The organism is Streptomyces sp. MAI_2237, from assembly GCF_054189285.1.
The window spans coordinates 3,189,511-3,210,050 of sequence record NZ_JAJPGQ010000003.1 but is presented as its reverse complement, the minus strand read 5'-3'; the positions used below and the strand labels follow the sequence as shown (position 1 = coordinate 3,210,050).

The following is a 20,540-nucleotide window of genomic DNA, read 5'->3' as shown; positions in this document are numbered from 1 at the left end:
CGAGTCGTGATCAAGTCCGGCCGTTCACGACTCTACGACCGCCGCCCCCGGGAAGGTCAACAGCCGGGGGTCAGGCGGCGCGTCCGGGCAGGGCGCCACCCGCCCGGGCGCGCACCTCCTCCACCGCTTCCCATTCCTCGGTGCCCAAGGTCGCGAGCGCGGCCGGAAAAACGCCGTCCTGCTCCTTCAGGATGTGGTCGCGCAGCATCGCCATCGCCGCCATCAGCCGATCGGGCCAGGACGGGTCGGAGGGCGTGGCACCGTCGGCGCACTCGGCCAGCACCGCTTCGATGTGGCGGTGCTCGGCCTCCAGGGCGGCGATCTGCTCCGGGAAGTCCGGGGCCAGCGCGGGGAACAGACCGTGTTCCTCGACCCGCGTGTGGGGGTCGAGCACGGTGCTGATCCGCCGGGCGACCTCGGCCATCCGTGCCACGTCGGCGTCCTGGTGGGCGCTGCGCAGGTGGCTGATCAGGCGGACGACCTCGTCGTGCTCACGGGTCAGCTCGTCGATGGACGTCAGGGACTGGCAGCCGCAGTACTCGCACACCGGTTGTCTCCTCGCTCCTGTGCCGGGACGGGCGCGCCGCGGACGGCGCTCCCTCCACCACGGTGCGTCCGCGCGTCCGCCGACGGCAGGGGCCATCGGTCCCCGGCCGAGGACGGACGTCCCGCCCGTCGCAGTAGGGCCGGTCGGCCCTACCCCGGACGTACACACCCACGGACGATGGACTGATGTTCCAGACAGACAGCTTCCGCGCACTCGACCGACAGGAGAGTCTGCGCCTGCTGGCCAAGGTGCCGGTCGGCCGCGTCGTGTACACCCGCCAGGCACTGCCCGCGGTCCTGCCCATCAACTTCTCCCTCGACGAGGACGACGCCGTCCTGCTGTACACCTCGCCCGCCTCCGACCTGGTGCGGGCCATCGAGGGCGTCGTGGTCGCGTTCGAGGCGGACGAGTTCGACGCGGTCACCCGGTCCGGCTGGAGCGTGATCGTCACCGGGCGGGCCACCGTGGTGACCGACCCGGCCGAGCACGAGCGGCTGTCCCGCTCCGGCCCCATCTCCTGGATGCCCCCGCGGGACGGGGTCTTCGTCCGGATCGACGCCGAGATGATCACCGGCCGGTGGGTCAACGGAGCCGTCGGCATGGCGGCGGAGGAGAGCGCCGCCGTACCGCGCCCCGCCGGGACCGGTGCCTGAACAGTCTGCCGTCCCCGGTGGGGGTCGGTCCCGCGGATCGCTGCGCGGGATGCGGGCGTCGTCCCGCCCGTAGCCGAACCTGATCACAGCAGCCGCTTGCAGTACGGCGTCCTCACTCCTTGGAGCCCCGGGTGCGGGCGGCCGTCACCCTCCCGCTGGTTCTTCGCCGGCACCTCCGTTCAGCAGCGCGGCCAGTTCCCGCTGGTGGGGGAAGGAGCCGGGCCGGTAGCCGCACCACGGCTCCTCGGCGAAGGGGTCGCCGGTGACGCCGTACGCCCGTGACCGCGAGCCGCCGCAGACCTCGCGGAACTCGCAGGCCCCGCAACGGCCTTGAAGCATGCCGGGTGAGCGCAGGGCGGTGAACAGCGGGGAGGTGCGATAGACCGACGTCAGCGGCGAGGTGCGCACGTTCCCCGCGCTCAGCGGCAGGAAGCCGCTGGGGTGCACGTCACCGGTGTGGGAGACGAAGACGAAGCCGCGGCCGGCGTTGACGTCCAGCGGCGGCCGCCGCACTCGGCGCACCCTGCCGTCCAGGCCCAACTCGGCGGCGCGCTCGCGCAGTTCGCGGTACAGCGGGCCGAGGCCGAGCACCGCGACATGGTCCTCGCCGCGGTCCGCGAGGATGCGGCGCTGCAGCGCGACGCGGCGGAAGTGGTGGGCCTCGGTGGTCTTGGCGGGGACGGTCAGGCCGACGTCGTGAACGAAGTGGAGGACGTCCTCGGTCTCGGCCGCGGTCAGTGCGCCGAGGTCGCGGCCGCGGCCGGTGGGCACCAGGAAGAAGGCGCTCCACAGCATCGCCCCGTGCTCGGCGACCAGCCGGACGATGTCGGGCAGGTCGTGCAGGTTGTGCCGGGCGACCGTGGTGTTGATCTGCACCTTCATGCCGAGGGAGCGGGCGGTGTCCCAGGCGTCCAGGGTCCAGCGGTAGACGCCGGGCACCCCGCGGAAGGTGTCGTGCACCTCGGCGGTGGAGCCGTCCAGGCTGAGCGAGAGCCCGGACGCGCCCGCGGCGTGCACGGCGCGCAGCCGCTCCTCGGTGAGCGTGGGGGTGCCGGAGGGCGAGACGGCGACCCGGACCCCGATCCGCCGCCCGTGGGCGATGAGCTCGGTGAGGTCGGGGCGCTGGAAGGGGTCCCCGCCGGTGATGACGAACAGCGGGGCGGGCTGCCCGAAGTCGGCGACCTGGCGCAGCAGGTCCTTGGCCTCGGCGGTGTCCAGTTCGCGGGGGTCACGGCCGGGCACGGCCTCGGCGCGGCAGTGCAGGCAGGCCAGCGGGCAGGCCCGGGTGGACTCCCAGATGACGATGAACGGGCGCTCCGCCGCGTCGTGCCGCTGGCGGCGCACGGCCCGTACGACGGTGCTCATCTGCCCGCCCTCCCCCGTGTGTCGGGGCTGTGTCCGGCCGCCCTGGAGTCAGGGCAGACGAGGCGGGCGGCCGGACGGTGACCGGCCCGGACCGTGCGCGGCGCCTGTGCCGGGGGACGGCGACGGAAACGGCCCCACAGGCGCGGATTGCGGTGGTGCACGGGATACCTCCGGGTCGGTCGCTGATCATCATGCGGAGCGGGAAGGGTGCGGCGCGGCGGCCGACCGGTCCCCGCCGGAGGGCCGACGGTCCCTTGACCTACGGCCGGTCAGGGCGGCGGCACTGTGCTTCCAGGCCGGTGGCGGTGGCCACGAGGGCCGCTCCGGTGCCGGTCAGCAGGGCGCCGAGGCCCATGACGAGGGTGGTGAGGTGCCAGGGCCTGGCAGGCGGACAGCAGCGAGCCGCGCAGGGTCTCTCCCATGAACGCGGTCTGCCGCAGCCGGACGAGCTTGTCGTCCTCGCCGCCTTCGGCGTGGAGTTCGTCGGTGATCTCCGCGTAGGTCAGGCCGCCGGTCGCCTGGGCGAGATGGTCCTTGATGAGGTCGGCGTAGGCATGGGCCTCGATCCCGGTGCGCACCTGGCAGCCGGTGAAGCGGGCCAGGTGGGCGGGGAGTCCGTGGTCCGGGAAGGAGATGCGCTGCGCGGTCAGTTCGGCCCGGATCTCCTTCCGGCCGCTGCGCCCGCGCAGCAGCATGACGGGTCCGGCGGCGGACAGGGCGATGCCGACCAGGCCGATCAGGGCACGGGTGCGGCGGGGCGCGGCCTTCATGAGGGGTCTTCCTTCGTACGCGGGGCGGTGAACGGGGGGTCAGCGGTGGCCGAGCCGGAGCCGCCAGGTCTCGGGGCCTCGCTCCAGGTACTCCACCGTGAAGACGCCGGGGTGCCGGTCCTCGATCTGGGCGAGCAGCGGAAGCGGGTCGTGCGGCGCGACCAGCACCATGGCGCCGCCCGCGGGGACGGCGTCGAGTGCGCCGAGGACGGAGGCGTGACGCAGGGAGTGCGGGACGGCGCGCACGTCGAGCTCGGGAAGGGCCGCCTCCCGGGCACCACCACAGCCGCAGCCCCCGCCGCAGCCGCCCGCCGTCTTCGGCGCCTCCGGCTCCGGCTGCCGGCGCGTCACGTCGCCGTCCTGCCCGCAGGCCGGCGCGCCGCCGCCGACTGCTTTCTCCGTCTCTACCTGACGGTGCGTCACACTTGCTTTCTGTCCTGGGACTTCGGCCGAGGGAAGGCTGTCGTGCAGTCGGGTGAGGAGGGCGGCCAGGGAGACGCCGGGGGCCATGGCGAGCAGGGGCAGGACCAGACCGTTCTCCTTGGCGATGTGCTCCTCGAAGAGGACCTGCAGGGCCCTAGCGTCGGCCACCGCGTCCGCCGGTGCCGCCGCCTCGCGCAGGGCGTCCACGAGCGCGGCGAGGCAGCGGTGTTCGGCCACCAGGCTCACGATCAGCAGCCGGGCGTCGGGCATGGTCCGCGCGGCGGGGTAGAGGACGGCCTCCTTGGCCTCCGCGTACGGCAGGACCTCGCGGTCGCAGAAGGCCGCGAGGCCGGCACGGACCCGCTCGGCCGCGCTCGGGTCGGTGCCCGCCGCGGTGGTCAGCAGCGCCACGCGGCCGGCCAGTTCGCCCGCCGTACGGGCTTGGTGTGCCTCGGCGGTCTCGAGGGCGAGGGCGTCCTCGGGGGCCGACGCGACGGTCAGCGCGCTCATCACGTTGTCTCCAACAGGTCGGTGGCCGGCTCGGCCGACCGGTGCGGGTGGCGGCGGCCACGGATGCGCGCCGACGCGGGGCGGATGCCACGTCCGGCCGCGCGAGGCGGCCGGACGCCCGACCGAGCCGGGTGGCACACTCCGTGCTCGCCGTGACCCGGGCGGCCGGGGACGGGGGAACGGCCGCCGGCGAGTACGGCACGCGATCGTGAACGCGCCTCGGCATCCACGGTTCGATCAGTGCTCAGAATGCAACGCCGGGCCCACCCGCCTCGCCCGCCGACCGGTCCCCGCACCGGGGCCATTGGGCCCTGTCCCCGCCGCCGGAAGGGGGCCGAAAGGCCGTCCGGACAGGACCGCCCGCCCCAGGCGCACCAGGGGACGCGCCGCCTAGCGTTCCGGTCCATGGAGAACGATCAAAACGCTCGGCGGGAACAGCCGCGCGGCGAGCAGGGCTGGCCGCTCGCGGCCCGGCGGTTGCTGACGCGGCGTGAGGTCTCGGCCGACGGCCGGGCCGTGTTCGGTGAGAACGACGGCAAGTGGGAGGGCTTCTACCGGGACCGGTGGGCGCACGACAAGGTGGTGCGCTCCACGCACGGCGTGAACTGCACGGGCTCCTGCTCGTGGATGGTGTACGTCAAGGACGGCATCATCACCTGGGAGCACCAGGCCACCGACTATCCGTCGATCGGCGCGGACTGCCCGGAGTACGAGCCGCGCGGCTGCCCCCGGGGCGCGTCGTTCTCCTGGTACACGTACTCGCCCAGCAGGGTGCGCTACCCGTATGTGCGGGGTGCGCTGCTGAAGCTGTGGCGTGAGGCGCGCCGCCGCCTCGGCGACCCGGTGGCCGCGTGGGCGGAGATCACCTCCGACCCGGCGAAGGCCCGCGCCTACAAGCGGGCGCGCGGCAAGGGCGGCCTGGTGCGCGCCGACTGGGACGAGGTGGCCGAGCTGGTGGCCGCCGCGCAGGTGCACACCGTCAAGGAGTACGGGCCCGACCGCGTCGCCGGGTTCTCGCCGATCCCGGCGATGTCGATGGCGTCGTTCGCCGCGGGCGCCCGGTTCATGTCGCTGATCGGCGGCACCCTGCTGTCGTTCTACGACTGGTACGCCGACCTGCCGATCGCCTCGCCGCAGGTCTTCGGCGACCAGACGGACGTGCCGGAGGCGGCCGACTGGTGGAACGCCGGCTATCTGGTCATGTGGGGCTCCAACATCCCCGTCACGCGTACGCCCGACGCGCACTTCCTGACCGAGACCCGCTACAACGGCACCAAGGTCGTCGCGGTGAGCCCGGACTACGCCGACAACGTCAAGCACGCCGACGAATGGCTCGCCCCGCATCCCGGCACGGACGGGGCGCTGGCCATGGCGATGGGGCACGTGATCCTGCGCGAGTTCCTGGTCGACCGTGAAGTGCCGTACTTCCGCGACTACTTGAGGTCGTTCACGGACGCCCCGTTCCTGGTGACCCTGCGCGAGAGCGAACACGGCATGGTTGCGGACGGGTTCCTGACCGCGGCCGACCTCGGGCACGACACGGAGCACGCGGAGTCCAAGACCGTGCTCCTCGATGCGTCCACCGGCGACCCGGTGGTACCCAACGGCTCGCTCGGCTTCCGCTGGGGGGAGGCCGAGCGGGGCCGCTGGAACCTGGAACTCGGCGACGTGGTGCCCGAGCTGAGCCTGCTGGAGTCGGCCGAGGACACCGTCGGGATCGCCCTGCCGCGCTTCGACGAGGGCCCCACCGAGGGCGGTTCGGTGATGGTGCGCGGGGTGCCGGTCCGCACGGTCGGCGGCCGACTGGTGACCACCGTCTTCGACCTCATGCTCGCCCAGTACGGCGTCCACCGCCCCGGTCTGCCGGGCAGCTGGCCCGCCTCCTACGAGGACGCCTCGCAGCCGTACACCCCGGCGTGGCAGGAGACCGTCACCTCGGTGCCCGCCGAGCAGGCGGCCCGTATCGCCCGGGAGTTCGCCCGCAACGCGGAGCGCACCCAGGGCCGTTCGATGATCGCGATGGGGGCCGGCACCAACCACTGGTTCCACTCCGACACCATCTACCGCGCGTTCCTTGCGCTGACGACGATGACCGGCTGCCAGGGCGTCAACGGCGGCGGCTGGGCGCACTACGTCGGCCAGGAGAAGGTCCGTCCCGTCACCGGGCTGCAGCATCTGGCGTTCGCCTTCGACTGGCAGCGGCCCACCCGGCACATGGCGGGGACCTCGTACTGGTACCTGAACACCGACCAGTGGCGCTACGAGGCCTTCGGGCCCGAGGAGCTGGCGTCGCCGCTCGGCGCGGGACGCTTCAAGGGCAAGGCGTTCGCCGACACCCTCGCGCAGGCGGTGCGGCTGGGCTGGACGCCGGGCCACCCCGGTTTCGACCGCAACCCGCTGGACCTGGCCGACGAGGCGGCGGCGCAGGGCCGACCGGTCGCCGAACACGTCGTCGACGAACTCAAGGCGGGACGCCTGAGGTTCGCGGTGGAGGACCCGGACGACCCGGCCAACTTCCCGCGGGTGCTGACGGTGTGGCGGGCCAACCTGCTGGGCTCCTCCGGCAAGGGCAACGAGTACTTCCTGCGGCACCTGCTGGGCACGGACGCGGCCGTCCGCTCCGCCGAGACCCCGCCCGAGCACCGCCCGCGGGAGGTGGTCTGGCACGACGAGGCGCCCGAGGGCAAGCTCGACCTGCTGGTCGCGATGGACTTCCGGATGACGTCCACCGGCCTGCTCGCCGACGTCGTCCTGCCGGCCGCGACCTGGTACGAGAAGGACGACCTGTCGTCGACGGACATGCACCCCTTCGTGCACGCCTTCACCCCGGCCATCGCACCGCCCTGGCAGGCACGCACCGACTACGACACCTTCCTGACGATCGCGGACAAGTTCAGCGAGCTGGCCGTCGACCACCTGGGCACGCGCACGGACGTCATGGCCGTGCCGCTGCAGCACGACACCCCCGACGAACTCGCCCAGCCCGGCGGCGTGGTGCGGGACTGGAAGGCCGGCGAGTGCGAGCCCGTCCCGGGCCGGACCATGCCGAAGCTCGTCACCGTCGAACGCGACTACACGGCCGTGGCGCAGAAGATGCGGGCGATCGGCCCGCTCCTCGACACGCTCGGCACGACCACCAAGGGCGTCACCGTCCACCCCGACCGGGAGATCGAGGACCTGCGCCACCGCAACGGCACCGTCCGCGACGGCGTGGCCGCCGGCCGCCCGTCCCTGGCCACCGCCACCGACATGTGCGAGGCGATCCTCGCCCTGTCCGGCACCACCAACGGGCGGCTGGCCACGGAGGGCTTCCGGCGGCTGCAGGAGCAGACCGGCAGCGAGGGCCTGGTCGAACTGTCCGCCGAGCGGGAGGCGGAACGGATCACGTTCGCCGACACCCGCACCCAGCCCCGGGCGGTCATCACGTCCTACGAGTGGTCGGGTTCGGAGACCGGCGGGCGGCGCTACTCGCCGTTCGTCATCAACACCGAGCACCGCAAGCCCTGGCACACCCTCACCGGCCGCCAGCACTTCTTCGTCAGCCACGACTGGATGACCGAGCTCGGCGAGCAACTGCCGGTCTACCGGCCACCCTTGAACGCACCGAGGCACTACGGGGACGAGCAGCTGCGGGACGGACGCGCGGAGGTGACGGTGCGCTACCTCACCCCGCACTCGAAGTGGTCCATCCACTCCAACTACCAGGACAACAAGTACATGCTCGACCTGTCCCGCGGCGGCCCGACGATCTGGATGTCGACCACCGACGCCGAGAAGATCGGCGTCAAGGACAACGAGTGGATCGAGGCCTACAACCGCAACGGCGTCGTCGCCGCCCGGGCCGTGGTCACCCACCGGATGCCCGAGGGCACGGTGTACATGTACCACGCCCAGGACCGCACCGTGAACGTGCCGAAGACCGAGGTCAGCGGCAAGCGGGGCGGCATCCACAACTCCCTCACGAGGCTGCTGCTCAAGCCCACCCATCTCGCGGGCGGCTACGCGCAGTTCACCTACGCCTTCAACTACTACGGCCCGACCGGAAACCAGCGCGACGAGGTCACGGTCATCCGGCGTCGCTCGCAGGACGTGGAGTACTGATATGCGCGTGTTGGCCCAAGTGGCGATGGTGATGAACCTCGACAAGTGCATCGGCTGCCACACCTGTTCCGTCACCTGCAAGCAGACGTGGAGCAACCGCACCGGCGTGGAGTACGCCTGGTTCAACAACGTCGAGACCAAGCCCGGAGTCGGCTACCCGCGCCGCTACGAGGACCAGCAGCGCTGGAAGGGCGGCTGGATGCTCGACAAGCGGGGCCGGCTGGTGCTGCGCTCCGGCGGCCGGGTCAAGCGGCTGCTGTCGCTGTTCGCCAACCCCGACCTGCCGTCCATCGAGGACTACTACGAGCCGGTCACCTACGACTACGACAACCTCGTCGGCGCCCCGGCCGGGCCGGACATCCCGGTCGCCCGCCCCCGCTCCGTACTCACCGGCCGCCCCACCGCCATCACCTGGGGCGCCAACTGGGAGGACGGCCTGGGCGGCGCGCCGGAACACGCCGGCGGCGACCCGAACCTCTCCGGCGAGTGGGCGCAGAAGGTGAAGTTCGAGTTCGAGCAGACCTTCCTCTTCCACCTGCCCCGGCTGTGCGAGCACTGCCTCAACCCCGCCTGCGTCTCGGCCTGTCCGTCCGGCGCGATGTACAAGCGGACCGAGGACGGCATCGTCCTGGTCGACCAGGACAAGTGCCGCGGCTGGCGGATGTGCGTCACGGCGTGCCCGTACAAGAAGGTGTACGTCAACCACGCCACCGGCAAGGCCGAGAAGTGCACGTTCTGCTTCCCGCGCATCGAGGCCGGCCAGCCCACCGTCTGCTCGGAGACCTGCGTCGGCCGGCTGCGCTACCTCGGACTGCTCCTGTACGACGCCGACCGCGTCGGCGAGGCCGCGGCCACCGTGGACGAACAGGACCTGCTGGACGCCCAGCGCGGCGTCTTCCTCGACCCGAACGACCCCGAAGTGATCGCCGCGGCACGGGAGTCGGGCATCCCGGAGGACTGGCTGGCGGCCGCCCGCCGCTCCCCCGTGTACGACCTGGTCTGCCGTTACAAGGTGGCGCTGCCGCTGCACCCGGAGTACCGCACCCTGCCCATGGTCTGGTACGTGCCGCCGCTGTCACCGGTGCTGGACGCCGTCACCGGCGCGGGCGGCGACCAGGACGACCCCGACCATGTCTTCGCCGCCGTCACCCGGCTGCGCATCCCGCTGGAGTACCTGGCGGAGCTGTTCACCGCGGGCGACACCGACGTGGTGGCCGGCGTGCTGATGAAACTCACCGCGCTCCGCTCCCACATGCGCTCGCGCACGCTCGGCGAGGAGGCCGACGAGTCGGCGCTGGCGGCCGTCGGGCTCACCGCGGGCGAGGCCGAGGACCTGCACCGGCTGCTCGCGGTCGCCAAGTACGCCGACCGCTACGTCGTGCCGGCCGCGCACAAGGAGGACGCGGCCGCGCTGAGCGCCATCGAGAACCGCTGCCCGGTGGAGACCACCGGCGACCCGCAGCCCCGCAAGGTGATGCTCGGCATCCCCACCCTGCGCCGGGCGTCCGACGGAGGACGAGCATGAGCCCCCTGCCGACGACCATTCCCGCACTCGTGCGCACCCGCGTCCGGGCCGCCGTACGCCGGCCCGGGCGGCTCACGCCCGAGGAGACCGCCGGCCGGGCACTGACCCTGCGGCTCGTGTCGCTGCTGCTGCAGTACCCGGACGAGGAACTGACCGACTCGCGGGCCGAGTTGACGACCGTGGTGGCGGCGCTGCCGGACACCCCGGCGGCGCAGCAGCTGACGCGGTTCGCCGACTGGTTCGCCGCGCAGGAGCCCGAGGCGCTGCAACGGCACTACGTCGAGATGTTCGACCTGCGCCGCAAGAGCAGCCTCTACCTCACCTACTACCTGCACGGCGACACCCGGCGCCGCGGCATGGCGCTGCTCACCCTCAACCAGCGCTACCGCGCAGCAGGTTGGGACACCGACGGGGGCGAGCTGCCCGACCACCTCCCGGTCGTCCTGGAGTTCGCCGCCCTGGCGGGCCCGGGCGGGGGCGAGGCGCCGCTGCGCCAGCACCGGCGCGGCCTGGAGCTGATCCACCGGGCGCTGACCGACGCCGACTCGCCCTACCGGCACGTCCTCGCCGCGCTGCTCACCCTGCTGCCGCCGCCCACCGACGCCGACCGTGCCGCGGTGGCCCGGCTGGCCGCCGAGGGCCCGCCCAACGAGGACGTCGGACTCGACCCCTACGGCACCTATGGGGACGGCGAGTTCGCGCCTCCGGGCGCGTTCGTGCCGCCGCCGCCCGCCCCGCCGACCCGGGTACCGCCCGCCCCGACCAGCCGTACGGAAGGCCCCCGATGAACGCCCCGCTGACCCTGTCGGCCACCGCCACGGCGAGCAGCACCGACCTGCTGCTGTGGACCGCCTTCCCCTACATCTGCCTCGCCGTGTTCGTGGTGGGGCACGTCTGGCGCTACCGCCAGGACCAGTTCGGCTGGACCTCGCGCACCAGTCAGCTCCTCGAGCACCGCTGGCTGCGCTGGGGCAGCCCGCTGTTCCACCTCGGCGCCTTCGCCGTGATCGCCGGACACGTCGTCGGCCTGGCCGTCCCCGCCTCCTGGACGGAGGCGGCCGGGATCAGCGAACACGCCTACCACACCACGGCCGTGGCACTCGGTTCGGTGGCCGGGGTGGCCATGGTCACGGGTCTGGGCATGCTGTGCGCCCGCCGGCTGCTGGCCCGCCGGATCCGCCTGACCACCGACCGCAGCGACAAGCTGCTCTTCCCCCTGCTGACCCTCACGGTCCTGCTGGGCTTCAGCGCCACCGCCGTGCACAACGTCTTCGGCGGCGGCTACGACTACCGGGAGACCGTCTCCGTCTGGTTCCGCGGCGTCTTCACCCTGCACCCGCAGCCCGAGGCGATCTCCGGGGCGCCGCTGCTGTTCCAGCTGCACGCCCTGAGCGCCTGCCTGCTCTTCGCGGCCTGGCCGTTCACCCGGCTGGTGCACGTGTGGAGCGCGCCGGTCGGCTATCTCGTGCGGCCCTACCTGGTCTACCGACGGCGGGCCGGCACACCGCCCGCGCCGAAGCCGGCCGTCGGGGCGGGCTCCTCGTCCGGCTCGCGCCGCGCGGCATGAGCGGCGACCCCGCACCCCTCCCGCCCACGCGTGCGGTGGGCGCCGGACGCCGCACCGGTCTGGTCATGCTCGTGGCCGGGGTCGTCGGCTGGTTCGCCTCCTTCCAGCTCACGGTGGACGACTGGCGGCTGCTGAAGGACCCGGGCTACCGGCCGCCGTGCAACATCAGCCCCGTCGTGAGCTGCGGCAGCGTCATGTCCAGCGCCCAGGGCAGTATCTTCGGGTTCCCCAACATGCTGCTCGGGCTGGGCGCGTTCGCCGCCGTGATCGCTCTGGGGGTGGCCGTGCTGGCCGGGGCCCGCCTGCACCCCCGGCTGTGGCTGGCACTGGATGCCGGGGCGCTGGCGGGGGTGGTCTTCGTGCACTGGCTGATGGGCCAGTCCCTGTACGAACTGAACAAGCTCTGCCCCTACTGCGCCGCGGTCTGGGCGGTCACCATCGCCCTGTTCTGGTACCTGACCCTGCACTGCCTGGAACGAGGAATCCTGCGCGCGCCACGCGGTGTGGTCACGGTCCTGCGGGACACCCACGGGCTGCTGCTGGCCGGCTGGTACGGCGTGATCGTGATGCTGGTCCTCACCCGTTTCTGGTCCTACTGGAGCGGCCTGCTCTGAACGGCGGGCCGGGCGGCGCGGCACTGTCGCGGACCTCCCGCAGCGCGGGATGGCGCTGCCGTATCCGGCGCTCCAGCCGCTGGTGCAGGGTGAGCCAGGAGGCGGGGCAGCCGTGGCAGGCGCCGTGCAGGGAGACGGTGACGACGCCGTCCGTCACGTCGACGAGGTCGACCCCGCCGCCGTGGGAACGGACGAAGTCGCCCGTCTCCCCGGCCAGGACCTCCAGCACCACGCGGTACAGCACGGCGTCGTCGTCACCGGGGTCCGTGCGGGCGTCCGGAATCCATCCGGCAGGGTCTTCGAGGGCCGTGTGCAGCGCGGTGCGGACCCGGGGGCCGGCCTCGGCCCAGGTGCGGCCCGGGCCGAGACGCGTGACGACCGCCGTGGCCTCCAGAAAGATCCCGGTGAGGGTGCCGTCGGCGAGCAGCGCGGCCATGGCCTCCGGTACCCGCGCGAGCGGGCCGGTGCCGGTGAGGGTCCCGGCAGAGATCATCCAGCGCAGCACATCGGGCCGGTTCGCCGGCTGGGGGTGCAGGGGGATCATGGCGCGGCTCACCCGCCCAGCAGGACGGTGACCGTGCGGGCCAGATAGGCCATCAGCCAGGCCAGGACGGTCAGATAGCCGAAGGCGGTCGCCGGCCACCGCCAGGTGCCGGTCTCCCGGCGCAGGACGGCGACGGTGGCCATGCACTGCAGCGCGTAGACGAAGTAGACCAGCAGGGCGGCGACGGTCGGCGCGGTGAACACCCGCTCCCCGGCACGGGGTTCGCCGGTGCGCGTCATGGACCGCAGGGCCTGCTGCGGCTGTTCGGGGTCCTCGGCGGCGGCGACCTGACCCAGGGTGGCGACGAAGGTCTCGCGGGCGGCCTGGGCGGACAGCACACCGACGTTGATCCGCCAGTCGAAGCCGAGCGGGTCGAAGACCGGGGCGACCAGGCGGCCCAGGCCGGCGGCGTAGCTGTGGTCGACGGCGTACGCGGACACCGCCACGGTGTCGGTGGTGTCGACGCCGGCCGCGCGCAGCTGCGCGTCCGTGTGCAGGGGCAGGTTCAGCAGCAGCCACAGCAGCACACTGGTGGCGACGATGACGGTCGAGCACTTGCGCAGGAAGGCCCGCGCGGACGACCACATCGCCACCAGCACCGCGCGCGGGGCGGGCAGCCGGTAGGGCGGCATCTCCATGAAGAACGGCACGGCCGGGCCGCCGCGGTCGCCGATCCTCTTGAACGCCCAGGCCGCCAGCATCGCGGAGACGGCGCCCAGCAGGTACAGGCCGAACATGACCAGGCCCTGCGCGCCGAACAGGCCGACCCGGGTGGCGGGGTCGACGACGAGCCCGATGAGCAGGACGTACACCGGAAGCCGCGCCGAGCAGGTCATCAGCGGGGCGGCCATCATCGTGGCCAGGCGGTCCCTGGCCGAGGGGAGGGTGCGGGTCGCCATGATGCCGGGGACCGCGCAGGCGAACGACGACAGCAGCGCCACGAACGCGCGGCCCTCCAGCCCGAAGCGGGCCATCACCCGGTCCATCAGGAACGCCGCCCGCGCCATGTAGCCCACGCCCTCCAGCAGGGCGAGCAGCAGGAACAGCAGCATGATCTGCGGCAGGAAGACCACGACGCCGCCCACACCGCCGATCAGAGCGTGGCCCAGGAGCCCGGACAGCCATGGATTGCCGACGTGGGCGTCCACTTGGCCCGACAGCCACGCGAACAGCGTCTCGACCCGGCCCTGGACGGGGGCGGCCAGGGTGAAGACGGTCTGGAAGAACAGGGCCATCACCGCGAAGAACACCACGGTCCCCCAGACCGGGTGCAGCAGCACCGCGTCCACGCGCTGGGTGACCAGGTGCCGTTCGGGGGGCCGGTAGCCGGCGAAGGCCAGGACCGACTCCGTCCAGGCGTCCCGCTCGCCCGGGTCGGTGGGCGGCGGCACGGCCGGCGTCGGCCAGGTGCGCCAGGTGGCGAGCAGCTCGCGCAGCCGCGCGATGCCCCAGCCGCGGTGGCCGACCACGGGCAGCACCGGCACGCCGAGCGCCCGCGCGAGCGCGTCGACGTCCAACAGGCCCTGGCGGCGTGCCAGTTCGTCGGTGAACGTGACCACCACGCAGGCGGGCAGCCCGCGGGCCAGCACCTGGGCGACGAGCCCCAGGGAGCGGCGCAGTGTGGTGGCGTCCACGACCACCAGCAGCGCGTCGGGCCGCTCCGTGCCCGCCGACCGGCCGTCCAGGACGTCGACGGTGATCTGCTCGTCCGGGCTGATCGGTTCCAGGCTGTAGGTGCCCGGCAGATCCTCGACGACATGGCGGTGCCGGCCCGAGCGGGAGGTTCCGACGAATCGGGAGACGGTCACGCCCGGGTAGTTGCCGGTCTTGGCCCTCAGGCCCGTCAGCCCGTTGAAGACGCTGGTCTTGCCCGAGTTGGGCGCACCGACCAGGGCGATCCGGGGGCCTGTGGTCAGGATCGTCCGCCCGCCGTCGGCGTCATGGCAGCCGGCGCTCACCGCTCCACCCCGGTGACGCGCACGCACGCCGCCTCGGTCCGGCGCAGGCACACCTCGTAGTCCTTGACCCGGTACAGGACAGGATCGCGCAACGGAGCGCGGCGTACGACCTCCACCACCGCACCGGGAGTGAAGCCCAGGTCGTGCAGACGGCGGACGACCAAGGGGGCTCCGTCGGCGACGACCTCGGCCACCACCGCCCGCGCACCGGGGGCCAGCTCCGCCAGGGAGCGCGGCGCGGCCGCGTCGATCGTGCCGGTCACACCGATCTCGTCGGTCTCCTCGACAGCCCTCATGTGCGTCTCCACCCCATCGCGCGCCGGGAGGCTTGGTGAGGTAAAGCTAACCTCACTTGCCTGGCGGAGGGGCCGGTCTCAAGGCCCTGGAACGCGGGTCCTTCGGTCCCTCGGACCAGGACCACCGGGCCCTGTCGGCGAGCAGGGCCGGCCGCCTCCCCGGCACGGGAGGCGGCCGGCGGTGACCGGGACGGCGGGCCGCCGCTCCCCTCCGCGGCCGTCAGGCATGGAGAACGCTCGGCGCACGGGTGACAGCGACCTTCGGCGGCTCCCGCCGTCCGGTTCCGGGAAGAAGCATCGCCGACCCGAAAGCGCGGCACACGTGCCGAACAGCCCCCATCGCAGGGGCTGTTGGTCCTGTGCGGTGCCGCCACCCGCACCCACGGTGGCCACAGCCGCGCCTCGCGCGGACACTGGTCACCATGCAGAAACTGTCACTGGACGCACTCGCCCGCGAACACCTCGAACGCGCTGCGGCCGCCGCCACCGGCCGCAGCGCCACCACCGTGTACGGCGGGCACGAACACGTCCTCCGCCAGACCGTGCTCGCCCTGACCGCCGGAACCGAGCTGGCCGAGCACGAGAGCCCCGGGGAGGCGACCCTGCTGGTCCTGCGCGGCCGGGTCCGCCTCATCAGCGGCGACACGTCCTGGGACGGTCGGACCGGCGATCTCATCGCCCTTCCCTCGGCCCGCCACAGCCTGCGGGCGGACGAGGACGCCGTCGTCCTGCTCACCGTGGGCAAGGCCTGACGGCACGGCACTGTCAGAGGTCGTGCGGCGCGCCCAGACCGGTGAGTGCCCCCACCGGGTCGAGATCCGGCGTGCCGCGCGGCCACCAGTCGTCGTGGCCCGGTTCGGACTCGTAGGCGTACCAGAGGCCGTCACGGCCGAGGCGGAGCTGGACGTGGCCGCGGGGGTGGGTGAGGTGGTTGCGCCAGGGGCGGAAGGCCGGAAGGTCCGCGGCGAGGAGCAAGGGACGCGCGCGGTCGAAGCGGCCGGCCGGCGGGTCCCAGGGCTCCTCCAGGACGGCAAGCCCCTCCGGACCGCCCTGCCGCCAGGCGGCGACGGCCCGCGCGAGCTCGGCCGGCGTGTGGCCGGACGCGGCGGCCAGCGAGGCGTACAGGGACCGGGTGGCCGCGGTGAGACCGGAACCGGGGCGGGCGGCGGCGACCCGGACCGCGTCCTGCCACAGCGTCAGCTCGGCCACGGGGTCACGGCCGGTACTGAGCAGGGCGTGCGCACGGGCCGCGGCGTCGGTCGCCAGTTGATCCAGCGCGAAGGGGTCGGGGCCGCCCGGTGCCGCCGGGTAGACGGGAGGCTGCTCGGGGTGCGCGGGCACGGGCAGCGGCGGCGGGAGGGCCGGGAGCCGGCCGTCGGCCAGGACGGCGTCGGCGGCGCGGACGCCGGGGAGTTGCGCCGGTTCCCGCTCCTGGGCGGCGCGGGCCGCCCGGGCCGCGTTCAGCCGCGACAGGGCGTCGAGCAGCTCGCGTTCACCGCGGCCGCGCAGCAGAAGCAGGACGAAGGGGTCGGCGTCGAGCAGCCGGGCCGTCTGGTAGCACAGGGCGGCGGCGTGTTTGCAGGGGTGGCCGCGGTCGGGGCAGCTGCAGTGCGGGTCGAGGTCGCGCGGCCCCGGCAGCAGCGGCACCCCGCAGTCGGCCAGCGTGTGCGGCAGCTCCTTGTCGAGCAGCGCGGCGATGTGCCCGGGCCGCTCGACGGCGGCGTCCAGGAAACGCCGCCAGTCGTCGTCCCCCAGCGTGCGCAGCCGCACCTGCACCCGGTACGGGCGCGGGCGGCTGCCCTGCACGTACGCCAGTACCAGCCCCGGCGTGACCGTGATGGCGTCCACGTGTCCCTGCTCGGCGTAACTCCTGCCGCGGGCCAGCCTCTTGGCGTCGAGCGCGCCCTCCTCCAGGGCCGTGACCCACGCGTTCCCCCACCAGGTCCGCGCGAACGCCCCGGCATCCGGGGGCGGCAGAGCGGGGAACGTGCGCCGCAACTCGCCGTCGCGCGAGGGGGCGGCCATGGAGAGGGCCGGCGCCGGAAGGGACGGCTCGGCGAACGGGTCACCGCCGGAACCGGCGCCTCCCGGAGACGGCCCGTCCGGGCCGGGCAGCTCGTCAGGCTCCACACGCCGAGCGCCCGCGGCGGCCGAACCTCCCTTGCCGGCAGGGTCGTCGAGCGCAGCCCTGTCCTCCTCCGGGGCCTCGTCGGAAGGCATGCGGAAGGCCCCGGCGAGCAACTCCCGCACGGCACGCGCCTGGACACCCGGAGACCGCCCGCCCACACCCCCGGGCGGTGCCCCGGCCGTCCGCTCGGCGCGGCGCGGCCCCCACGCGGGGCGGCCGTCCGCCCGCTCGCCGGTCTCGTCGTCCCGCCGTGCCTTGCGGGCGGCCCGCAGTGCTTCCCGCGCGGCGTCGGCGCCCCCGCCCGAGCGCACACCGGGACCCGCGCTCGACGGCTCCTCCACGCCGTCGACGGACTGCTCCGCCTCGCCTCCGTCAGCCGCGTCGCCCTCCGCGGCCGGTTCTTCGCCGAGGGGGGCATCGGCGGCGAGGGCCCGCCGCAGTGCCGCGCGGGCGGCGTCCCCGGGTCGCGCCTCGGCCTGCCGGGGTCCCTCGGAGGAGCCCCGTCCTTCCGCGGGCGCCTCCCCGACGGCTTGGCCCGGTGCGGTCCCCTCCCCCGCATCCGGATCGGCCGTCGACCCGGCCGCGACGTCCTCCTCCTCGTCCCGGAGCCGTCGCTCCCGTGCCTCCCGCAGGGCGCGGCGCGCCTCGTCCGCCGGGCTCGGGGTCATGACGGCCTCCTGAGCGACACGAGGTCGGTGAGTTCACGGTCGGTCAGCTCGGTCAGCGCCGACTCGCCGGAACCGAGGACGGCGTCGGCCAGGGCGCGCTTGGCCTCCAGCATCTCGGCGATGCGGTCCTCGACCGTGCCCTCCGTGATGAGGCGGTGCACCTGCACCGGCTGGGTCTGGCCGATCCGGTAGGCACGGTCGGTGGCCTGCTCCTCCACGGCCGGGTTCCACCAGCGGTCGAAGTGGACGACATGGCCCGCGCGGGTGAGGTTCAGGCCGGTGCCCGCCGCCTTCAAAGACAGCACCAGTACCGGGGTCGCACCGCTCTGGAAGCGGTCCACCATGCGTTCCCGCTCGGGCACGGGCGTGCCGCCGTGCAGCAGGTCCACCGGGACCGCGCGGGCGGCGAGATGGGCGGTGATCAGCCGGGCCATGCCGACGTACTGGGTGAAGACGAGCGCCGAGCGGTCCTCGGCGAGCAGCGTGTCCAACAGCTCGTCCAGCAGGGCGAGTTTGCCGGAGCGGGCGAGCAGGCGGCCGTCGGACACCGCGGCCGTCTCCTCCTTCAGGTACAGCGCGGGGTGGTCGCAGATCTGCTTCAGGGCGCCCAGCAGCTTCAGCACCAGGCCCCTGCGCGCGATGCCCTCCGACGTCTCGATGGCCAGCATCGACTCCCGGACCACCGCCTCGTACAGCGCGGCCTGTTCGCGGGTGAGCGGCACCGGGTGGTCCGTCTCCGTCTTGGGCGGCAGCTCGGGCACGATGCCCGGGTCGGACTTCTTGCGGCGCAGCAGGAAGGGGCGGACCAGGCGGGCGAGCCGCTCGACGGCCTCCGCGTCCTCGCCGTTCTCCACCGCGCGCGCGTGCCGGGCGCGGAAGGACTTCAGGGGGCCCAGGAGTCCGGGCGTGGTCCAGTCGAGCAGGGCCCACAGCTCGGAGAGGTTGTTCTCGACGGGCGTGCCGGTCAGGGCCACCCGCGCCGGGGACGGGATGGTGCGCAGCGCCTTCGCCGTCGCCGAGTACGGGTTCTTCACGTGCTGGGCCTCGTCCGCGACGACCATGCCCCAGCCCTGCTCGGCGAGCCGCGGCGCCGTCGTCCGCATGGTGCCGTAGGTGGTGAGGACGAAGCCGCCGGTCAGGTCGTCCAGGCTGCGGTCGGGGCCGTGGAAGCGGCGTACGGGGACGCCGGGCGCGAAGCGGTTGATCTCCCGCTGCCAGTTGCCGAGCAGGGAGGCCGGGCACACGACCAGGGTCGGCTCGCGGTGGGCGCGCTTGAGGTGCAGCGCGATGACCGTGATCGTCTTGCCGAGGCCCATGTCGTCGGCGAGGCAGCCGCCGAGGCCGAGGGAGGTCATGAGGTCCAGCCAGGCCAGGCCGCGCAGTTGGTAGTCCCGCAGGGTGGCGTGCAGGGCGGCCGGGGGCTCGGCGGGGCGCACCCCGGCGGTGAGGCGGTCGCGCAGGGCGGCCAGGGCACCCGCCGGGACCGCCTCGACGGTCTCGCCGTCGACCTCCGCGCTGCCGGTGAGGGCGACGGACAGCGCGTCGACCGGGTCGAGCAGGCCCAGTTCCCGCTTGCGGGCCCTGCGGACGAGGGCCGGGTCGACCAGCACCCAGCGGTCCCGGAGGCGGACGACGGGGCGGTGCGCCTCGGCGAGGGTGTCCATCTCGGCCTCGGTGAGCGGGTCGCCGCCGAGCGCCAACTGCCAGCGGAACTGCAGCAGTTCCTCGCTCTCGAAGAAGCCGGTGCCGTCGGTCGCCGAGCCCGGGGCGGGGCGCACCACCGCGGCCGCGGAGAGGTCCTGGGCGAGATCGCGGGGCCAGTGCACGGCGACGCCCGCCGCCGCGAGACGCGTCGCCGCCACCCCGAGCAGATCGCCCAGCTCCTCGTCGTGCAGGGCGAGGACGTCCGGCACGTCCTGTTCGGCGAGCCGGTCCAGCGGCGGCCAGATGCGGGCGGCGCGGCGCACGGCGAGGGCGGCGTCCACGCGTGCGCGTGGCCCGAACGCGGCGGCCGCCTCGCCCGCCCACAGGGCCGCCGCGTCGACGACGAGGGTGGGGTCGGCGAGGCTGTGCACCTGGACGATCGCGGCGCCCGCCGTGCGCACCGACTCCTGGCCGTCGAAGAGTTCGTAGGCGGACAGGTCCAGGCGCAGGGAGATGCGCACGCCCGCGTCCATGCCGGCGGCGACCTCCGCGGCCCAGCCGTGGGCGTCGGGCAGGCGCTGCGGGCGGCGGTCCGCGAACGGCCTGCCGCAGGCGTGGGGGGCGGCCGGGGTGCGGGGCAGGGTGTCCGCGACCGCGTCCAGGAAGGCACGGACCAGCGCCTCCGGTTGGGGCAGCCGGAGCGGACCCGGGCCGGGCAGCGGAACGGCGTGGCCCTCGTGGGGCAGGGCGGCGGCGACCGCCCTGAGGTGGGCGATGTCGTCCGGGTCGAGAGGGCCGGCCCGCCAGGCGTCGTGACCGGTGGCCGTCAGGCCCGGCAGCAGACGGCCGCGGGCGACCAGCCGCAGCGCGTGCAGGGCGGCCGCTCCCCAGCAGGCGGTGGCGGGGTGGGCGGCCGGGTCGCGGCGGGCCCGGACCAGGAGGGGCAGGGCCTCGCCGACGGTGAGGGTCAGCGCGGGGGCGGTCCGGCGCCGTACGCCGGACGCTCCGTGCGGTCGTACGACCGTGAGCTCGGTGTCCTCGGCGGGCAGCGGGTCGCCGTCGGGGTCCCAGAAGGCGATCCGGCCGTCCCTGGGCAGGGGAGCGGGCAGGAAGACGGCGGCGAGCCGGACGGGGACCCGTGCTTCCGTGTGTTCGGCCACCACAGCCGTGTCGCCCATACGACCTGTCACCTCCCTGCCCGCGTGTCGGATCAGACGTCTTCGACTC

The 20,540-nt window shown here is 73.9% G+C and carries 16 protein-coding genes; 7 read left to right on the top strand and 9 right to left on the bottom strand.

Annotation, left to right across the window (positions count from 1 at the left end; all coding sequences use genetic code 11):
• Window positions 1-70 precede the first annotated feature (70 nt).
• Window positions 71-547 carry a hemerythrin domain-containing protein gene (locus LN251_RS25135; protein ID WP_458246370.1) on the bottom strand — a complete coding sequence of 159 codons (477 nt, stop codon included), beginning with the start codon at window positions 545-547 and terminating at the stop codon, window positions 71-73.
• A 185-nt stretch (window positions 548-732) separates the two neighbouring features.
• Between LN251_RS25135 and LN251_RS25130 the strand changes: the two genes are divergently transcribed.
• Window positions 733-1,200: a pyridoxamine 5'-phosphate oxidase family protein gene (locus LN251_RS25130; protein WP_458246369.1), complete on the top strand. Its 468-nt coding sequence runs from the start codon at window positions 733-735 to the stop codon at window positions 1,198-1,200.
• A gap of 144 nt (window positions 1,201-1,344) precedes the next feature.
• Here the strand turns inward: LN251_RS25130 and LN251_RS25125 are convergent, their stop codons facing one another.
• The 3 genes from LN251_RS25125 to LN251_RS25115 form a co-directional block, all read right to left on the bottom strand.
• Window positions 1,345-2,565, bottom strand: coding sequence for a TIGR04053 family radical SAM/SPASM domain-containing protein (locus LN251_RS25125; RefSeq protein WP_458246368.1), 1,221 nt, complete (start codon window positions 2,563-2,565; stop codon window positions 1,345-1,347).
• Between the two features lie 269 nt (window positions 2,566-2,834).
• Window positions 2,835-3,335 carry a hypothetical protein gene (locus LN251_RS25120; RefSeq protein ID WP_458246367.1) on the bottom strand — a complete coding sequence of 167 codons (501 nt, stop codon included), beginning with the start codon at window positions 3,333-3,335 and terminating at the stop codon, window positions 2,835-2,837.
• Window positions 3,336-3,374: 39 nt separating this feature from the next.
• The gene (locus tag LN251_RS25115; RefSeq protein ID WP_458246366.1) at window positions 3,375-4,268 is read right to left on the bottom strand and encodes a DUF2249 domain-containing protein; all 894 of its coding nucleotides are present in this window, start codon (window positions 4,266-4,268) and stop codon (window positions 3,375-3,377) included.
• A 405-nt stretch (window positions 4,269-4,673) separates the two neighbouring features.
• On the opposite strand from LN251_RS25115, the gene LN251_RS25110 reads away from it, so the two are divergent.
• The 5 genes from LN251_RS25110 to LN251_RS25090 are packed head-to-tail and all read left to right on the top strand — an operon-like array spanning window position 4,674 to window position 12,075.
• Window positions 4,674-8,369 carry a nitrate reductase subunit alpha gene (locus LN251_RS25110; RefSeq protein WP_458246365.1) on the top strand — a complete coding sequence of 1,232 codons (3,696 nt, stop codon included), beginning with the start codon at window positions 4,674-4,676 and terminating at the stop codon, window positions 8,367-8,369.
• Between the two features lies 1 nt (window position 8,370).
• Window positions 8,371-9,894, top strand: coding sequence for a nitrate reductase subunit beta (narH, locus tag LN251_RS25105; RefSeq protein WP_458246364.1), 1,524 nt, complete (start codon window positions 8,371-8,373; stop codon window positions 9,892-9,894).
• Window positions 9,891-10,682 (top strand): nitrate reductase molybdenum cofactor assembly chaperone, encoded by a 792-nt coding sequence (gene narJ / locus LN251_RS25100; protein WP_458246363.1) that lies wholly within the window; start codon window positions 9,891-9,893, stop codon window positions 10,680-10,682. Before narH ends, narJ begins: the two co-directional genes overlap by 4 nt.
• Window positions 10,679-11,461 carry a respiratory nitrate reductase subunit gamma gene (gene narI, locus LN251_RS25095; RefSeq protein WP_450439142.1) on the top strand — a complete coding sequence of 261 codons (783 nt, stop codon included), beginning with the start codon at window positions 10,679-10,681 and terminating at the stop codon, window positions 11,459-11,461. Before narJ ends, narI begins: the two co-directional genes overlap by 4 nt.
• Window positions 11,458-12,075, top strand: coding sequence for a vitamin K epoxide reductase family protein (locus LN251_RS25090; RefSeq protein WP_458246362.1), 618 nt, complete (start codon window positions 11,458-11,460; stop codon window positions 12,073-12,075). Before narI ends, LN251_RS25090 begins: the two co-directional genes overlap by 4 nt.
• On the opposite strand, the gene LN251_RS25085 is transcribed toward LN251_RS25090, so the two are convergent.
• The 3 genes from LN251_RS25085 to LN251_RS25075 are packed head-to-tail and all read right to left on the bottom strand — an operon-like array spanning window position 12,038 to window position 14,873.
• A complete protein-coding gene (locus tag LN251_RS25085; protein WP_458246361.1) occupies window positions 12,038-12,619 on the bottom strand; it encodes a NifU family protein in 582 nt (193 codons plus the stop codon). The genes LN251_RS25090 and LN251_RS25085 overlap by 38 nt on opposite strands.
• 8 nt (window positions 12,620-12,627) lie before the next feature.
• Complete coding sequence (feoB, locus tag LN251_RS25080) at window positions 12,628-14,577, bottom strand: ferrous iron transporter B (RefSeq protein ID WP_458246360.1); 1,950 nt, start codon at window positions 14,575-14,577, stop codon at window positions 12,628-12,630.
• Window positions 14,574-14,873 (bottom strand): FeoA family protein, encoded by a 300-nt coding sequence (locus LN251_RS25075; protein WP_458246359.1) that lies wholly within the window; start codon window positions 14,871-14,873, stop codon window positions 14,574-14,576. Before LN251_RS25075 ends, feoB begins: the two co-directional genes overlap by 4 nt.
• Before the next feature lie 422 nt (window positions 14,874-15,295).
• Here LN251_RS25075 and LN251_RS25070 point away from each other — a divergent pair, with 422 nt between their 5' ends.
• Entirely contained in the window at window positions 15,296-15,625 is a 330-nt protein-coding gene (locus LN251_RS25070; RefSeq protein WP_458246358.1) for a cupin domain-containing protein, read from the top strand.
• A 13-nt stretch (window positions 15,626-15,638) separates the two neighbouring features.
• Here the strand turns inward: LN251_RS25070 and LN251_RS25065 are convergent, their stop codons facing one another.
• Window positions 15,639-17,669 (bottom strand): SWIM zinc finger family protein, encoded by a 2,031-nt coding sequence (locus tag LN251_RS25065; RefSeq protein ID WP_458246357.1) that lies wholly within the window; start codon window positions 17,667-17,669, stop codon window positions 15,639-15,641.
• A complete protein-coding gene (locus LN251_RS25060) occupies window positions 17,666-20,491 on the bottom strand; it encodes an SNF2-related protein (RefSeq protein WP_458246356.1) in 2,826 nt (941 codons plus the stop codon). Before LN251_RS25060 ends, LN251_RS25065 begins: the two co-directional genes overlap by 4 nt.
• Between the last annotated feature and the right edge of the window lie 49 nt (window positions 20,492-20,540).

What these genes read in the sequence shown, in the direction of transcription:
- LN251_RS25130 (WP_458246369.1), top strand. Translation starts at nt 733, where the DNA reads ATGTTCCAGACAGACAGCTTCCGCGCACTCGACCGACAGGAGAGTCTG.
- LN251_RS25125 (WP_458246368.1), bottom strand. Translation starts at nt 2,565, where the DNA reads ATGAGCACCGTCGTACGGGCCGTGCGCCGCCAGCGGCACGACGCGGCG.
- LN251_RS25120 (WP_458246367.1), bottom strand. Translation starts at nt 3,335, where the DNA reads ATGAAGGCCGCGCCCCGCCGCACCCGTGCCCTGATCGGCCTGGTCGGC.
- LN251_RS25115 (WP_458246366.1), bottom strand. Translation starts at nt 4,268, where the DNA reads ATGAGCGCGCTGACCGTCGCGTCGGCCCCCGAGGACGCCCTCGCCCTC.
- LN251_RS25110 (WP_458246365.1), top strand. Translation starts at nt 4,674, where the DNA reads ATGGAGAACGATCAAAACGCTCGGCGGGAACAGCCGCGCGGCGAGCAG.
- narH (WP_458246364.1), top strand. Translation starts at nt 8,371, where the DNA reads ATGCGCGTGTTGGCCCAAGTGGCGATGGTGATGAACCTCGACAAGTGC.
- narJ (WP_458246363.1), top strand. Translation starts at nt 9,891, where the DNA reads ATGAGCCCCCTGCCGACGACCATTCCCGCACTCGTGCGCACCCGCGTC.
- narI (WP_450439142.1), top strand. Translation starts at nt 10,679, where the DNA reads ATGAACGCCCCGCTGACCCTGTCGGCCACCGCCACGGCGAGCAGCACC.
- LN251_RS25090 (WP_458246362.1), top strand. Translation starts at nt 11,458, where the DNA reads ATGAGCGGCGACCCCGCACCCCTCCCGCCCACGCGTGCGGTGGGCGCC.
- LN251_RS25085 (WP_458246361.1), bottom strand. Translation starts at nt 12,619, where the DNA reads ATGATCCCCCTGCACCCCCAGCCGGCGAACCGGCCCGATGTGCTGCGC.
- LN251_RS25075 (WP_458246359.1), bottom strand. Translation starts at nt 14,873, where the DNA reads ATGAGGGCTGTCGAGGAGACCGACGAGATCGGTGTGACCGGCACGATC.
- LN251_RS25070 (WP_458246358.1), top strand. Translation starts at nt 15,296, where the DNA reads ATGCAGAAACTGTCACTGGACGCACTCGCCCGCGAACACCTCGAACGC.
- LN251_RS25065 (WP_458246357.1), bottom strand. Translation starts at nt 17,669, where the DNA reads ATGACCCCGAGCCCGGCGGACGAGGCGCGCCGCGCCCTGCGGGAGGCA.
- LN251_RS25060 (WP_458246356.1), bottom strand. Translation starts at nt 20,491, where the DNA reads ATGGGCGACACGGCTGTGGTGGCCGAACACACGGAAGCACGGGTCCCC.